General features: G+C 27.4%; 15 protein-coding genes. 13 read left to right on the forward strand and 2 right to left on the reverse strand.

Annotation, left to right across the window (positions count from 1 at the left end; all coding sequences use genetic code 11):
* Nucleotides 1–119: 119 nt before the first annotated feature.
* From tig to clpX, 3 genes are all read left to right on the forward strand, one after another.
* On the forward strand, nt 120–1,406 hold the full coding sequence (tig, locus tag KXZ80_RS01530; RefSeq protein ID WP_021434141.1) for a trigger factor: 1,287 nt from the start codon (nt 120–122) through the stop codon (nt 1,404–1,406).
* A gap of 83 nt (nt 1,407–1,489) precedes the next feature.
* Entirely contained in the window at nt 1,490–2,074 is a 585-nt protein-coding gene (clpP, locus tag KXZ80_RS01535) for an ATP-dependent Clp endopeptidase proteolytic subunit ClpP (protein WP_021434140.1), read from the forward strand.
* A gap of 17 nt (nt 2,075–2,091) precedes the next feature.
* Nucleotides 2,092–3,342 carry an ATP-dependent Clp protease ATP-binding subunit ClpX gene (gene clpX / locus KXZ80_RS01540; RefSeq protein WP_021430344.1) on the forward strand — a complete coding sequence of 417 codons (1,251 nt, stop codon included), beginning with the start codon at nt 2,092–2,094 and terminating at the stop codon, nt 3,340–3,342.
* Nucleotides 3,343–3,372: 30 nt separating this feature from the next.
* Here clpX and KXZ80_RS01545 read toward each other — a convergent pair whose 3' ends face one another.
* Nucleotides 3,373–3,900 carry a chromate transporter gene (locus KXZ80_RS01545; protein WP_021434139.1) on the reverse strand — a complete coding sequence of 176 codons (528 nt, stop codon included), beginning with the start codon at nt 3,898–3,900 and terminating at the stop codon, nt 3,373–3,375.
* On the reverse strand, nt 3,885–4,400 hold the full coding sequence (locus KXZ80_RS01550) for a chromate transporter (protein ID WP_021430250.1): 516 nt from the start codon (nt 4,398–4,400) through the stop codon (nt 3,885–3,887). The genes KXZ80_RS01545 and KXZ80_RS01550 overlap by 16 nt, the downstream gene beginning before the upstream one ends.
* A gap of 167 nt (nt 4,401–4,567) precedes the next feature.
* On the opposite strand from KXZ80_RS01550, the gene lon reads away from it, so the two are divergent.
* The 10 genes from lon to KXZ80_RS01600 all read left to right on the forward strand — a co-directional run bounded on the left by lon (nt 4,568) and on the right by KXZ80_RS01600 (nt 14,467).
* Complete coding sequence (gene lon, locus KXZ80_RS01555) at nt 4,568–6,925, forward strand: endopeptidase La (protein ID WP_021430256.1); 2,358 nt, start codon at nt 4,568–4,570, stop codon at nt 6,923–6,925.
* Complete coding sequence (gene yihA, locus KXZ80_RS01560; RefSeq protein WP_021434138.1) at nt 6,915–7,526, forward strand: ribosome biogenesis GTP-binding protein YihA/YsxC; 612 nt, start codon at nt 6,915–6,917, stop codon at nt 7,524–7,526. Before lon ends, yihA begins: the two co-directional genes overlap by 11 nt.
* Before the next feature lie 217 nt (nt 7,527–7,743).
* Entirely contained in the window at nt 7,744–8,820 is a 1,077-nt protein-coding gene (locus KXZ80_RS01565) for an ATPase (protein ID WP_021434137.1), read from the forward strand.
* Between the two features lie 302 nt (nt 8,821–9,122).
* Complete coding sequence (locus KXZ80_RS01570; RefSeq protein WP_021434136.1) at nt 9,123–10,448, forward strand: GspE/PulE family protein; 1,326 nt, start codon at nt 9,123–9,125, stop codon at nt 10,446–10,448.
* The gene (locus tag KXZ80_RS01575) at nt 10,435–11,619 is read left to right on the forward strand and encodes a type II secretion system F family protein (RefSeq protein WP_021434135.1); all 1,185 of its coding nucleotides are present in this window, start codon (nt 10,435–10,437) and stop codon (nt 11,617–11,619) included. The genes KXZ80_RS01570 and KXZ80_RS01575 overlap by 14 nt, the downstream gene beginning before the upstream one ends.
* A 23-nt stretch (nt 11,620–11,642) precedes the next feature.
* Complete coding sequence (locus KXZ80_RS01580) at nt 11,643–12,017, forward strand: prepilin-type N-terminal cleavage/methylation domain-containing protein (protein WP_021434134.1); 375 nt, start codon at nt 11,643–11,645, stop codon at nt 12,015–12,017.
* Between the two features lie 9 nt (nt 12,018–12,026).
* Entirely contained in the window at nt 12,027–12,839 is an 813-nt protein-coding gene (locus tag KXZ80_RS01585; RefSeq protein ID WP_021434133.1) for a type IV pilus biogenesis protein PilM, read from the forward strand.
* Nucleotides 12,840–12,841: 2 nt separating this feature from the next.
* Nucleotides 12,842–13,288: a hypothetical protein gene (locus tag KXZ80_RS01590; protein ID WP_021434132.1), complete on the forward strand. Its 447-nt coding sequence runs from the start codon at nt 12,842–12,844 to the stop codon at nt 13,286–13,288.
* Between the two features lie 9 nt (nt 13,289–13,297).
* Nucleotides 13,298–13,720 carry a hypothetical protein gene (locus tag KXZ80_RS01595; RefSeq protein ID WP_021434131.1) on the forward strand — a complete coding sequence of 141 codons (423 nt, stop codon included), beginning with the start codon at nt 13,298–13,300 and terminating at the stop codon, nt 13,718–13,720.
* A gap of 72 nt (nt 13,721–13,792) precedes the next feature.
* Nucleotides 13,793–14,467 carry a hypothetical protein gene (locus tag KXZ80_RS01600; RefSeq protein ID WP_021434130.1) on the forward strand — a complete coding sequence of 225 codons (675 nt, stop codon included), beginning with the start codon at nt 13,793–13,795 and terminating at the stop codon, nt 14,465–14,467.
* The last annotated feature ends 21 nt before the right edge of the window (nt 14,468–14,488 follow it).

Here is a 14,488-nt window from a genome sequence, read left to right on the forward strand (position 1 = left end):
CAATGCGGTACTTGTAAATAAAAAAAAGAATGTGTTATAATAAAATAGTAAAATTATAGTAACGAAATCTATTATACTATATATAAAAGAATACATAATCAATAGGAGGATTAATAATAATGAAAGCAGAATTACTTAAGAAAGAAGGTAACAAAGTTACTTTTAAACTAACAGTTGATAATGATAAATTTGAAGGTGCAGTAACAAAAGCTTACAACAAAAACAAAGGTAAATTTAATATACCAGGATTTAGAAAAGGTAAAGCGCCTAAGCAAATAATAGAATCTCAATATGGAAAAGGAGTATTCTACAACGATGCTATAGATATGTTATTCCCAGAAATATATCCATCAGCTTTAGAAGAGTTAAACATAGATCCAATAGATAGACCTGACTTAGACATAGAAGAAATAAGCAAAGACAACGGATTAGTAATGGTTGTTAATGTAGAAGTTAAGCCAGAGTTCGAACTTGGATCATACAAAGGTATAGAAATAGCAAAACCTGACTATACTGTAAATGAAGATGAAGTAACTTTAAGATTAGATGAAATGAGAAACAAAGCTTCAAGATTAGTAGATGTTGAAGGTAGAGCTATAGAAAATGGAGACAATACTGTTATAGACTTCGAAGGATTTGTAGATGGTGTTGCTTTTGAAGGTGGAAAAGGAGAAGACTATAGCTTAGTTATAGGATCAAACACATTCATACCAGGATTCGAAGAGCAATTAATAGGTAAAAATAAAGGTGAAGAAATAGAAGTAAACGTTGAGTTCCCAGCTGAGTACCATGCTGAAAACTTAGCAGGAAAGCCAGCTACTTTCAAAGTTGTTATAAAGAATGTACAAAGCAAAGAATTACCAGAATTAAATGATGAATTTGCAGCTGATACAACAGAATTCAATACATTAGAAGAATTAAAGAGTGATTTAAAAGCTAAAGTAGAAGAAGAAGCTAAAAATAGAGCAGATGCTGAAATGAGAAATTCTTTAGTTGAAAAAATATCTGAAGGTACAGAAGTAGAAGTTCCAAATGCAATGGTTGAAACTCAAATAGATAACATGTTAATGGAACTTAACTACCAATTACAATACCAAGGATTACAATTAGAGCAATTATTACAAATGACTGGAAGATCAATAGAAGATTTAAGAAATGAAAAGAGAGAAGAAGCTACAAAGTTAGTTAAATCATCTTTAGTATTAGAAGCTATAGCTAAAGCTGAAAATGTAGAAGTTTCTGAAGCTGATGTTGAAGCTGAAGTTGAAAAAATGGCTAAAATGTACAATATGGAAGTTGAAAAAATAAAATCAGTAATGAGACCAACTGACTTAGAAGATATAAAAGGTCAATTAAAAATAAGAAAAACAATAGATTCATTAGTTGATAGTGCTAAATTAGTTTAATCATTATAGGTATATTTCATACAGTAGCTGTTACAGCTACTGTATATTGTATATATAGATAATTATGATAGGGGGTATAATCCATGGCATTAGTACCTGTAGTAGTAGAACAAACAGGAAGAGGAGAAAGATCTTACGATATATATTCAAAACTTCTAAAAGATAGAATAATATTTTTGGGTGATGAAGTAAATGATGCTACAGCAGGACTTGTAGTAGCTCAGTTATTATTCCTAGAGGCAGAAGACCCAGATAAAGATATACACTTATATATAAACTCTCCAGGAGGAAGTATAACGGCTGGTATGGCAATATATGATACTATGCAATATATAAAACCAGATGTATCAACTATATGTATAGGAATGGCTGCATCTATGGGAGCATTCTTATTAGCAGCAGGAGAAAAAGGAAAAAGATATGCACTTCCAAATAGTGAAATAATGATACATCAACCACTAGGAGGAACAAGAGGGCAAGCTACTGACATAGAGATACATGCAAATAGAATAGTAAAAATGAAACAAACGTTAAATTCTATATTAGCTGAAAGAACAGGTCAGCCTATAGAAAAATTAAAAATGGATACTGAACGTGATAACTTCATGAGTGCTGAAGAAGCTAAACAATACGGCTTAATAGATGAAGTAATTACTAAAAGACCGTAGATAAGAGAGGTGTTAATATGTCAAAATATGAAGATAAGAGACAATTAAAATGTTCATTCTGCGGTAAAAACCAAGAACAAGTTAGAAGACTTATTGCAGGTCCAAATGTATATATATGCGATGAATGTGTTGAATTATGTGATGAGATAATTCAGGAAGAAGTTGAAGAAACAACAGAAGAGGAAACTGTAAATTTACCGAAACCAAAAGAAATGATGAACACTCTTAATGATTATGTAATAGGACAAGAAAAAGCTAAAAAAGCTTTATCAGTAGCTGTTTACAATCATTATAAAAGAATCTATGGAAAAAACAAAGGAACTAACAAAGATGTTGAGATACAAAAAAGTAACATACTTTTATTAGGACCTACTGGATCAGGAAAAACGCTTCTTGCTCAAACACTAGCTAAAACTTTAAATGTTCCATTTGCAATGGCAGATGCAACATCACTAACTGAAGCTGGATATGTTGGAGAAGATGTTGAAAATATATTATTAAAGCTTATACAAGCAGCGGACTTTGATATAGAGAAAGCTGAAAGAGGTATAATATATATAGATGAGATAGATAAGATAGCTAGAAAATCAGAAAATCCATCTATAACTAGAGATGTTAGTGGAGAAGGTGTTCAACAGGCTCTACTAAAAATCTTAGAAGGAACTGTAGCTAATGTTCCACCACAAGGTGGAAGAAAGCATCCACACCAAGAGTTCTTAAAGCTAGATACTACTAATATACTATTTATATTAGGAGGAGCCTTTGATGGAATAGAAAGAATAATTCAAAAAAGAGGCGGCGAAAAAACACTAGGATTTGGAGCTAAGATAGAAAGTAAAAAAGATATGGACCTTGGAAAAATTTATGCACAAGTTCAAACAGAAGACTTACTTAAATTTGGTATAATACCAGAATTTATAGGTAGAATTCCTGTAGTTGCAACTTTAGAATTATTAGATGAAGATGCACTAGTAAGTATACTAAAAGAGCCTAAGAACTCTTTAGTAAAACAATTCCAAAAATTATTTGAATTAGATGGAGTTGAACTTGAATTTGAAGATGCTGCACTTAGAGCAATAGCTAAAAAAGCTATTGAAAGAAATACGGGTGCAAGAGGTCTAAGAAGTATTGTTGAAAATATAATGATGGATATAATGTATGAAATACCATCTAGAGATGATATAAAGAAAATAATACTGACAGAAGAGTCTGTTAAACAAGATTCTGATCCAGTTATTGTTTTAAAAGATGAAGAAGAAAGTGCATAAAAAAAGGAGCTAATTAAGCTCCTTTTTATTTTAAAAAAAAGATAATAAAATACCTATGCATCCATATATAAACACGATGGCTATTGAGCCAACTTTTTTTGTGTATAATAAGTAAAATGCTGATATAAAAGCTATAATATCATAAAGTCCCCAGGTTATTCCTGTAGCAGACGAAAATACTGCCGATAATATAAAACCTAAGGTTATTGGACGTAAAACAGAAAGAATTTTTTCAACTTTTTCATTATCTTTAAATTTATCAAATAGGCTTGCAATTATTGTAAGACCTATTACTGAAAATAATACAACACCAATACTTGAAGCTAAAGATCCCCAAAAACCGCCTGCTTTAAATCCTATAAAGGTAGCACTATTTATAGCGATAGGACCTGGAGTAGATTGGGATAATGCCAATAAATCTAAAAATTCTTTGTTTGTAATAAAGTGGTATTTATCTATAAATTCTTGTTGAATAAATGGAAGCATAGCATAGCCTCCACCAAAACTAAAACTACCTATTTTAAAGAATATTAGGAATAACATTAAGACTTTTGACATAGAGCGTAAACACCTCCTAATATTATTAAATATATTGGACTGATATTAAATACACCTACACAAAAGAATGATATAATTAAAAATGATATATTTTTCTTAGATTTGGGTAATTTATTAAACATATTTACAAATGAGTAAAGTATTAAAGCTATAACGACTGGATTTACTCCAGAAAAGAACCCATTTAAAATATCTGAGCTTTGGTTGTTGAAATAAAAATATGATAATACTAATACTATACAAAATGATGGAAGTATTGAACCTAATGTACAAACTAAAACACCTGGAATTTTATAAAGCCTGTAACCTAATAAAATAGAGATGTTTGCGCCTAATACACCTGGATAGCTTTGGGCGATAGATAGATAGTCAATAAACTCTTGTTGAGTTAATAGATTTTGCTTTGTGACAAGCTCATCTTCTATCAAAGGAACCATAGCATAACCACCACCAAAGGTAAATGCACCTATTTTTAAAAATGTTAAGAAAAGTTTAAACATAAAATCCTCCACATTAAAATTTGGTATATAAGTAATATTATTATAACATAATAGTAATAAATGGATGGAAATGATTAAGAAATAGCTAATGTTGTTGAAAATTCAATTATGTAAATATATAATAAATAAAGTGACGCAATCTAGCATTTGGAAGGAGTGATGTTAGCATGGATAAAAATTATACTATAATAGAACGTGAATTACCGTTAATCCCGCTAAGAGGATTGGCTATATTCCCATATATGATACTAAGCTTTGATGTAGGTAGAGAAATTTCTCTAAAGGCATTAGATGAAGCTATGGCTGATGATGAAATGATATTCTTAACAGCTCAAAAAGATTCATCAATAGATATACCTACAGAGGATGACTATTATCATACGGGTACTATATGTAAAGTAAAACAACTGGTAAAATTACCAGGAGAAGGGGTTAGAGTACTAGTTGAAGGTATATCTAGAGGAACTATAACAGAGTTTGTGCAAGACGAACCGTATATAAAAGTTGCTATAGAAGAAGCTGTTTATGATGTTGAAAGCATAAATGAAGATAAAGAGGTACAAGCAACTGTTAGAAATGTATTTGATGCTTTTGAAGAGTATATAAATATAAGTAATAGAGTTTCACCAGAAATTCTTATAAATCTAGCTGAAATGGATAATGAAAATAGATTTGTAGATACAATAGCTGCAAATATGTTCTTAAAACCAGATCAAAAACAAGCAATATTAGATGAATTTGATATTCAAGCTAGACTAGAATTAATTCTAAGAACATTATTAGAAGAAATTGAGTTATTAAAAATAGAAAAGAAAATAGCTTTAAAAGTAAAGAAAAGTATGAACAAAGTTCAAAAAGAATATTATCTTAGAGAACAGCTAAAAGCTATACAAAAAGAATTAGGAGAAGATGAAGATATAGATTCTGAAACAGATGAATATAGAAAAAAACTTCATAAGATGAAAGCTTCTAAAGAAACTAAAGAAAAGATATCAAAAGAAATAGATAAGTTCTCTAAAATTTCTCCTATGGCTCCTGATTTAGCTGTAAGTAGAACTTACTTAGATACTATATTCTCACTACCTTGGAATAAAGAAACTAAAGATAAGTTAGATATAAAAAGAGCTGAAGAAATATTAAATGAAGAACATTATGGTTTAGATAAAGTAAAAGAAAGAATAATAGAATACTTAGCAATTAGACAATTATCAAAGAGTCTAAAAGGGCCTATATTATGTTTAGTTGGACCTCCAGGTGTTGGTAAAACATCTATAGCTAAATCTATAGCAAATTCACTAGATAGAAAATTCGTTAGAATTTCTTTAGGTGGAGTTAGGGATGAAGCCGAAATAAGAGGACATAGAAGAACTTATGTAGGAGCTCTTCCAGGAAGAATAGTTAATGGATTAAAAGAAGCAAAAACTAAAAATCCTGTATTCTTATTAGATGAAATAGATAAGATGTCATCAGACTTTAAAGGAGATCCAGCAGCAGCTATGCTAGAGGTTTTAGATCCAGAGCAAAACAAAGACTTTGTGGATCACTACTTAGAAGTTCCTTTTGATTTATCTAAAATACTATTTGTTACAACTGCAAATACATTAAGTACTATACCAAGACCATTACTTGATAGAATGGAAATAATAGAGATATCAGGTTATATTGAAGAAGAAAAATTAAATATAGCTAAAAAATATTTATTACCAAAACAAATAAAAGAACATGCTTTAAAAGAAGAGTTTATAAAAATAGATGATGAAACTATGCTTGAAATAATAAGTAGCTATACAAGAGAAGCAGGAGTTAGAGGTTTAGAGAGAACTCTTGGAACAATATGTAGAAAAGCTGCTAGAAAATATGTAGAAGATGAATCTATAGAAGAGATAGTAGTAAATAAAGATAATTTAGAAGACTACTTAGGAAAACAAAAAGTAAGACATCAAGTTGCAGGTAAAGAGCCAGAGGTTGGAGTTGTTACAGGACTAGCATGGACAGCTGTTGGAGGAGAAACTTTAACAACAGAAGTAAATGTGTTAAAAGGAAAAGGTCAAATAGTTTTAACAGGAAAGCTAGGAGATGTAATGAAGGAATCTGCTCAAACTGGTATATCTTATATAAGATCTATAGCAGACAGATTTGATATAAATCCAAACTTCTATAAAGAAAATGATATACACATACATTTACCAGAAGGAGCAGTACCTAAGGATGGACCGTCTGCAGGTATAACTATGGCTCTAGGAGTTATATCAGCATTAACTAACATACCAGTTAGAAACAATGTTGCTATGACAGGAGAGATAACTTTAAGAGGTAGAGTCCTAGCTGTTGGAGGAGTTAAAGAAAAACTTCTTGCAGCACATAGAGCGGGTATAACTAAAGTTTTATTACCGCAAGAATGTGAAGCAGACTTAGATGAAATACCTCAAAAGGTAAAAGATGAAATGGAATTTGTTTTAGTAAGCCATATGGACGAAGTATTAGAACATGCATTATTAAGGAACGGTGAAAAAAATGAAAATTAGAAGTGCTGAAATTACAATGAGCGCAGTTAACAAAAGTCAATACCCAGAAGAAGGTATACCAGAAATTGCATTAGTTGGAAGATCTAATGTTGGAAAATCATCGACAGTAAATACTTTATTAAACAGAAGAAATTTTGCAAGAACAAGTCAAACACCAGGAAAGACTAGAACTATAAATTTCTACCTAATAAATGAAGAGTTTTACTTTGTAGACTTACCAGGATACGGATATGCAAAGCTATCTAAATCTGAAAAAGAAAAATGGGGAGTTATAATGGAAAGATATTTACAAGAAAGAGAAGAGCTATGTGCTATTTGCCTACTTGTAGATATAAGACATGAACCTTCAAATGAAGATAAGATGATGTATGACTGGATAAAACACTTTGGATATGATTGTGTAATAGTTGCAACTAAAGCAGATAAAATATCTAGAGGACAATATCAAAAACATTTTAATATAATTAGAAAAAAATTAGAGTTATCAAAAGAAGATAAAATCTTCCCTATATCTGCACTTAAGAAAACAGGTGTTGAAGAATTATGGGCAGAGGTTATAAAACAATATACACACAAAGGCTATGAAATAAGAGTTGATTAATTTAAAGCAACTAAACTCATTGAGTTTAGTTGCTTTTTTATATTTTAAAAACTTTTTTAGTATTTTACTAAGTTCTGGCTAAGCATGATGCCTGCTACATACAGACATTTAAATGGAATGTATTTTTATGTTAATAAATTTTTGGACAAACACAAATAATATAGAAGTTTAATAATTTAATAAAGGCAATAAATTTTTATTTGGAGGGAAGTTTACAATGGATGGTAAAGTAAGAAAAATGTTTCCAGGTGGAAATACATCAAAAGGATTTAAATCATTTTTTGATTATGCAATTCCTAAAGATGTAAACAGAATCTTTTGTATGAAGGGAGGACCTGGAGTAGGGAAATCATCATTAATGAAAAAAGTTGCACAAGAGATGATTTCTAAAGGATACGATGTAGACTTATACCCATGTTCTTCTGATCCAGATTCATTAGATGTTATAGTTATAAAAAAACTAGGTGTTGTTATGCTAGATGCAACAGCTCCTCATATTGTAGATCCTAAAAATCCAGGAGCTATAGATGAAATTTTAGATTTAGGAAGATATTGGGATAGAAAAGCTATTGAATTGAATAAAAAAGACTCTATTGAGTGTAATAAAGAGGTAAGTAGATTCTTCCAAGTTGGATTTAAATATTTTGAAGCAGCGGCTCCGATAGCTTACGAAATACAATCTAAAAATGTAGATTGTATGGACTTTGGGAAAGTAAACTTGTTAACTGCAAATTTACTTCAATCAATATTTGAAAATGTAATTCCTAATGGTGAATATAAAGAACAAATACATTTATTTGGAAGTGCATTATCTCCTTTAGGTCATGTAGAATATACAGATACGATTCTGAAAGATGTAAATAAAATTTACTACCTAGAAGGAGATTTAGGTACGGGGAAATCAACTTTACTAGATAAAGTTGCAAATAAAGCTACAGAAAATGGTTTAGAGGTAGAAATATTCCATGCTCCACTATTACCAGAAAAAATAGAAACTATTTTAATTAAAGATTTAGACTTAGCTATAACAACTAGCAAATTATTTAAAGATAAAAACTTAGAAACTTTAGATTTAAATAGTTATATGGATACTAAAAAACATGATAAGTATGAAGATGAGTTAAGTTATAGTAATAAAGTTTTAAATGATTTAGTTGAATATGGATTGTTAAATATTAAAAGAGCAAAACAACAACATGACTTATTAGAAGAGTATTATGTTCCTAATATGAATTTCTCAGAAGTAAATAAATTAAAAGATATAATAATAGATAGAATTTTAGAATATAAATAAAACAAAAAGAGAGCCTTATTAGGCTCTTTTTTATGCTTAAGTTAATTATTTATATAATTTTATTTATATAAATAGAAGTATTTGAATGTATGAATAAATCCTATATGTTAATAATTGTAGGTAAAGTTAGTATATAGATTATTGGAACACTTAAGAGTCTATATACTAACTTTAAAATAATATAAACAAGTGAAAGGAGAATGAGATAAATTTTAGTATTAGATAAAAAAGCACCATCTACAATAAGAAAAAATTTAGCTATAAAGTATAATGCAATACCGATTGAAATAAGAGAAAATGATTTGGTAGTAGCTATAAACAAAGAAAATATTTATGCATTGCAAGATTTTAGATTGGCAACTAGAAAAAATATAGTTTTTAAACTAGAAGATGAATTGAAAATAAAAGAAGCTATAAAAGTATATTATTCAGATTGTGATATAAATAATGATGACTATTACCAAAGTGTATTAAATGAGATGCTATGTAAAGCGTTAAATTTTAATTCAAGTGATATACATATAGAGCCATTTGAGGATACTCTAAAAATTAGAATGAGAATAGATGGGAACTTAAAAGAAATTTATAACTACTCAAAAGATATGCATATGCAATTAGTTACAGTTATAAAATTAATTGCGGGATTAGATATAGCTGAAAAAAGATTGCCTCAAGATGGGCGTATAGATAAAAAAATTAATGAAAATATATTAGATCTTAGATTATCTACTATACCTACTGTGCATGGAGAAAAAGTAGTTATTCGAATATTAAATAGAAATAAATTTCTAAAGAATAAATCAGAAATTGGATTTTCAAATATTGCTGTAAACAAGATTAGAAATATAGTTAATAGGATGAGCGGTATATTGCTTATAACAGGGCCTACTGGAAGTGGTAAAACAACAACTTTATATTCAATATTAAATGATTTTAAATTTATGGATAAAAATATAGTAACAATAGAAGATCCAGTTGAGTACAAGATAGAAGGTATAAATCAGACTCAGGTAAATACAAAAATAGGATTAACTTTTTCAAAAGGATTAAGGTCGATATTAAGACAAGATCCAGATGTAATAATGGTAGGAGAGATAAGAGATAAAGAAACTGCTCAAATAGCTATTAGAGCTGCTTCTACAGGTCACTTAGTAATAAGTACAATGCATACTAATAATGCGATTGAGTCAGTAAATAGATTGCTAGATATGGGTATACCGAGGTATTTAATTGCATCAACATTAAACGGTATAATATCTCAAAAATTAATCAGGCGTGTATGTAAAAATTGCAGTTATGGAGAAACTATAGAAACAAATATATCTAAATATCTAAAATTACATAAGGATATAAAAGTTAAAAAGGCTAAGGGGTGTAGAGCTTGCAATGGTACTGGATATAAAGGAAGAGTAGCATTGTATGAAATAGTAGAAGTGGATAAAGATATTAGAAGAGCGATAATGAGTCAAGAGAACATAGAAGATATTTATAATACTGCTAGATTAAATAATATGATTACATTTTTAGATAGTTGCTCATATTTAATTAATGAAAACATAACAACAATAGAAGAAATTATAAGTGCTAGAGTCATATTAAATAGAGGTGAAGCAAATGTCTCTATATGAGTGTATAGTATATGATAAGCATGGAAACAGATCAAGGAAAAAATTAAGTTTTGATTCAGAAAAAGAATTAAAAGTATATGCAATAGAAAAAAATTTGAAAATAGCAAATATAAAATTGATAAAAAATAAAAATAACAAAAATTTAAGAGACAAAGACCTATCTGTTTTATGTAATCAATTAGGGATGTTGATTTCATCTGGATGTGAAATTACACATTCTCTAAATACAATTCAATTAAATTGCAGTAAAAAATTAAAACCAATTCTAAAAAGTATAAATTATAATCTTCAAAAAGGAAACCCTATATCATTGTCATTTAAAAATTCAGCTAAGTTTTCCAAGTTTTTTATAAATATGGTTAAAGCAGGCGAAGTAAGTGGTAAATTAGATGAAATCTTAATGAATCTATCTGATTATTATAAAAAAGAATATGAATTTAAAAGAAAACTAATCTTGGCTATGGTATATCCTATAGCATTAATTCTTACATGTATATGTGTAATTTTGTTTACATTAATATATACTGTCCCTAAATTTCAACAATCATTTATTGGAAGTGAAAGTAACTTGCCTCTAACCACTAAGATTTTAATAAATTTTTCTATGAACTTAAGAAATCATTATAAAATAATTTTTTTAATAGTAGGTGCTATTATAGGACTTCTAATTTACATGTTTAAAAAAGAATATAAAGTTAGGATGTATTTTGATAAGAAGCTATTTGAATTTAAATTAACTAGAAATATTATTCAAACTATAGAAGTAAATAAATTCATAAGGTGTATATACATATTGATAAGTAGTGGAGTACAAATTACAAAGGCCCTAGATATATCTTGTGATGTAATAAGTAACAAATATATGGCACAAAAACTAAATATATCAAAAAGCTTAATTCAAAAAGGAAACAGCATAGCATTCTCATTAGATAAGTCACAAGTATTTCCTAAAATAGTTATATCTATGATAGAAGTAGGTGAAGAAACAGGTAAAATGGAACATTGCCTACGAAATATAAATACAAATTATGAAAATAATTTAGACAATTTAACTAGTAAAATAATTAAACTAATAGAACCTATTATTGTTTTAGTTTTAGGATTAGTTATAGGAACTTTACTAGTTTTTATAATGACGCCTGTATTTGATGCAGTAACTTCATTTGAATAAAAATAAATAAAAGGAGAAGTAAAATGAAAATAGATAAGAAGATAATTATGAAAAAAAGAAGAGGGTTCACATTAATAGAACTTGTAATTGTAGTTGCAATACTTGGAGTACTATCAAGCATTGCATTAGTCAAGTTTGGTGATGTTGAAAAAAACAGTAAGATAAATGCAGATTACGTTACGGCTAACAATATAGCTACAGCTGCAAAAATAGCGATTAATAGTGATGTATCTGAAGATGAAATTAGTATAGATTATTTAGTTGAAAATAATTATTTAGAAGGTAAGCCCAAAGTTCAAAGCCAAAAAGATAAAAACTTTAAAGTATATACAGAAAATGAAGATATAAAGGTGAAAGTAGACGGACAAACTTTTTATCCTAAAAACGAACAAGAATAAAGTATAGAGGTGATAAAAATAAAAACATTAACTTTAGAGATAAAAGAAAATACAATTAAAATGCTTGTTATAGAAAAGTATTTTGGCTATGTTAAATTTATAAATATGAAAACTTTTGAGTTTAATCAAATAGACCGAAATGGATTGATTTTAGATATCAACAAGTTAAGTAAAATAATAAAAAATGAATTAAATAATTTTAAAATACCATGTAGAAGAATATCTTTTGCAGTTCAAAATGAAAGTATAATAAATAGGAATGTTAAAGTAATAAACACTGGGTACAAGGGTGATATAAAGGGGCTTATAGCATATGAGTTAAGTGAATATCTGCCTATAAATATTAAAGATTATATACTAAAGTACAACATATTAAAGCAAGAAGAAGATTACCTAGATGTACAGGCTATACTTATGCCAATATCCCTTATGAAAAGCTATAGAGAATTAGCTAAATCATTAAAATTTAAGCCTATAAGCTTAAGTGTTAATTTTGATATATTAAATAGACTTATATATAACGAAGATGTTGAAATAGAAGGAGAAAATAATTTGATTTTAGATATAGGAAGACAATACACCAATGTAAATTTAATAAAAAATAAACTTATTATAAACTCATACACGTTAAATAATATGGATGTATATGAGTTTTTGAATAATGAAATTGAAAATAATTATGGGAAAATATATTACTACGGGTTTCAAAACTGTGAACTTATAAAAAATTTAAATACAAAGTTTAAGCTAAATAAACTTTTTTTAAAAGATGCAAAACAAGATGAATTAAATAATTTTATTAATAATATAGGATTGATATAGTTATGAAAAATGAAAAAATATTAAACTTTTTTTACGAAGATGAGAAATTTTATAATAAAGAAATAGATAAAGAAAAATTAATACTAATTAGCATTATAGTATTTACAATTGTAATCAATTTAAATAAATTTTATAAAATTCAAAAGTTAGAAGAAAACGTGACAGAAAGAAAATCTGTTTTAAATTGTACTGAACAAAATAAAGAAACTTCAAATATAAAACAAACCACATCAAAACTATCTAGTATACTGAATTTAATGGATGCTAGTGAGTTGAAAAGTGTAGAAATGAAAAATAAAAAATTAAAATTTAAAGGTGAAGCCAATGACTTTGAAAAAATAAAAAATTACTTAGATATAGTTAAGAAAATAGCAAATACAAAAGAAACTAATATAGATTTTATAAATAACAATGAAAACATATATGAATTTGAAATAAGTAGCTTTTAGGAGTTAATAATGAAAATAAATAAAAATAAAATAAATATAAGTATTTTTTTAGTATTATTCTTAGTCTTGAACTTTAATTTTGTATATTTAAAATTAGATAAAAAAGAAAAATTGTTATCTAATCAAATTAAGGTTATAAAAAAGTTAGAAAATGAAAAAGAAGAAAAATTTAAAAATAGATATAGGGAAGATGTGGTCATAAGTTTGCAGAAACAATTTAAAGATATAGCTACAATAAAATATATCAAGACAGATTTAAATAGTAATAATGAAATAGAGCTAGAAGGTGAAATAAATGGAGATAGAAATTTAATATATAAAAGTATTGAAAGCATAAATAAATCAAAGAAAAAAATAAGTGTAAATAGTATAAATATAACAAAAATGGATGAAAATATTATAGATTGCAAATTTAAAGTAAAAGTGATATAAAAGGTTTTCCTATGTTTTGTGTAGAATATTTAATATATAAGAATATTCTACAAATTCTTAAGGGGGACTCCAATGGATAATAATATACTTTTTTTAAACAATTATATAAATGATATAGAATATGATTTTCTTAAAAATGGAAACACAAAGTATACTTACATATGTAAAAAGTTTTATGGTGTAGATATAGAAAAGATAAGCATACATATTTGGACATTAAATATAATGGATGAATTTAGTCAAGTAATTAATGAAAAGTGTAAAGACATACATAACATAGAGAAAATATCTAAAGATGTTTATGATTTAATAAAGACGGATAGGAAAAAAGTTATATTGTATTCATATTTAAAAGGGCATTTGTTGGGATACAACAATTACATTTTAATAAAAGAATTTAAAAATATAAATAAGGATATTAATGAAGCAGATTTTGATGAACTCTTATCAAAATCTGAAGATGATGAATACCTTGAAATAAAAAAATTTCAAAACGATATAAAGTTAAAAGATATATATATTAATGATGAAAATAAATTAGTTGAAAATATAAAAAAATTTTACCTAACTAGTATGGAGGAAAGAATAAGGGAGTTAAATTTAAAAGAAAATGTAGAAAAGATAATTAACTCAGTAAATGAAATTATGATAGATGATGCGAAAAACAAATATAATGAGGCAATTTTAGATGGAATCATACAGAAAATCAATAAAAAATCGCCTAAAATCAATAAAATACCTTTATAGTGTAGAATCATTGAGGGAAAG

It is taken from the genome of Paraclostridium bifermentans (assembly GCF_019916025.1).
Taxonomy (GTDB): Bacteria; Bacillota; Clostridia; order Peptostreptococcales; family Peptostreptococcaceae; genus Paraclostridium; species Paraclostridium bifermentans.

What these genes read in the sequence shown, in the direction of transcription:
- KXZ80_RS01595 (WP_021434131.1), top strand. Translation starts at nt 13,298, where the DNA reads ATGAAAATAAATAAAAATAAAATAAATATAAGTATTTTTTTAGTATTA.
- clpX (WP_021430344.1), top strand. Translation starts at nt 2,092, where the DNA reads ATGTCAAAATATGAAGATAAGAGACAATTAAAATGTTCATTCTGCGGT.
- lon (WP_021430256.1), top strand. Translation starts at nt 4,568, where the DNA reads ATGGATAAAAATTATACTATAATAGAACGTGAATTACCGTTAATCCCG.
- KXZ80_RS01600 (WP_021434130.1), top strand. Translation starts at nt 13,793, where the DNA reads ATGGATAATAATATACTTTTTTTAAACAATTATATAAATGATATAGAA.
- KXZ80_RS01575 (WP_021434135.1), top strand. Translation starts at nt 10,435, where the DNA reads ATGTCTCTATATGAGTGTATAGTATATGATAAGCATGGAAACAGATCA.
- clpP (WP_021434140.1), top strand. Translation starts at nt 1,490, where the DNA reads ATGGCATTAGTACCTGTAGTAGTAGAACAAACAGGAAGAGGAGAAAGA.
- KXZ80_RS01545 (WP_021434139.1), bottom strand. Translation starts at nt 3,900, where the DNA reads ATGTCAAAAGTCTTAATGTTATTCCTAATATTCTTTAAAATAGGTAGT.
- KXZ80_RS01580 (WP_021434134.1), top strand. Translation starts at nt 11,643, where the DNA reads ATGAAAATAGATAAGAAGATAATTATGAAAAAAAGAAGAGGGTTCACA.
- KXZ80_RS01590 (WP_021434132.1), top strand. Translation starts at nt 12,842, where the DNA reads ATGAAAAATGAAAAAATATTAAACTTTTTTTACGAAGATGAGAAATTT.
- KXZ80_RS01565 (WP_021434137.1), top strand. Translation starts at nt 7,744, where the DNA reads ATGGATGGTAAAGTAAGAAAAATGTTTCCAGGTGGAAATACATCAAAA.
- KXZ80_RS01550 (WP_021430250.1), bottom strand. Translation starts at nt 4,400, where the DNA reads ATGTTTAAACTTTTCTTAACATTTTTAAAAATAGGTGCATTTACCTTT.
- tig (WP_021434141.1), top strand. Translation starts at nt 120, where the DNA reads ATGAAAGCAGAATTACTTAAGAAAGAAGGTAACAAAGTTACTTTTAAA.
- yihA (WP_021434138.1), top strand. Translation starts at nt 6,915, where the DNA reads ATGAAAATTAGAAGTGCTGAAATTACAATGAGCGCAGTTAACAAAAGT.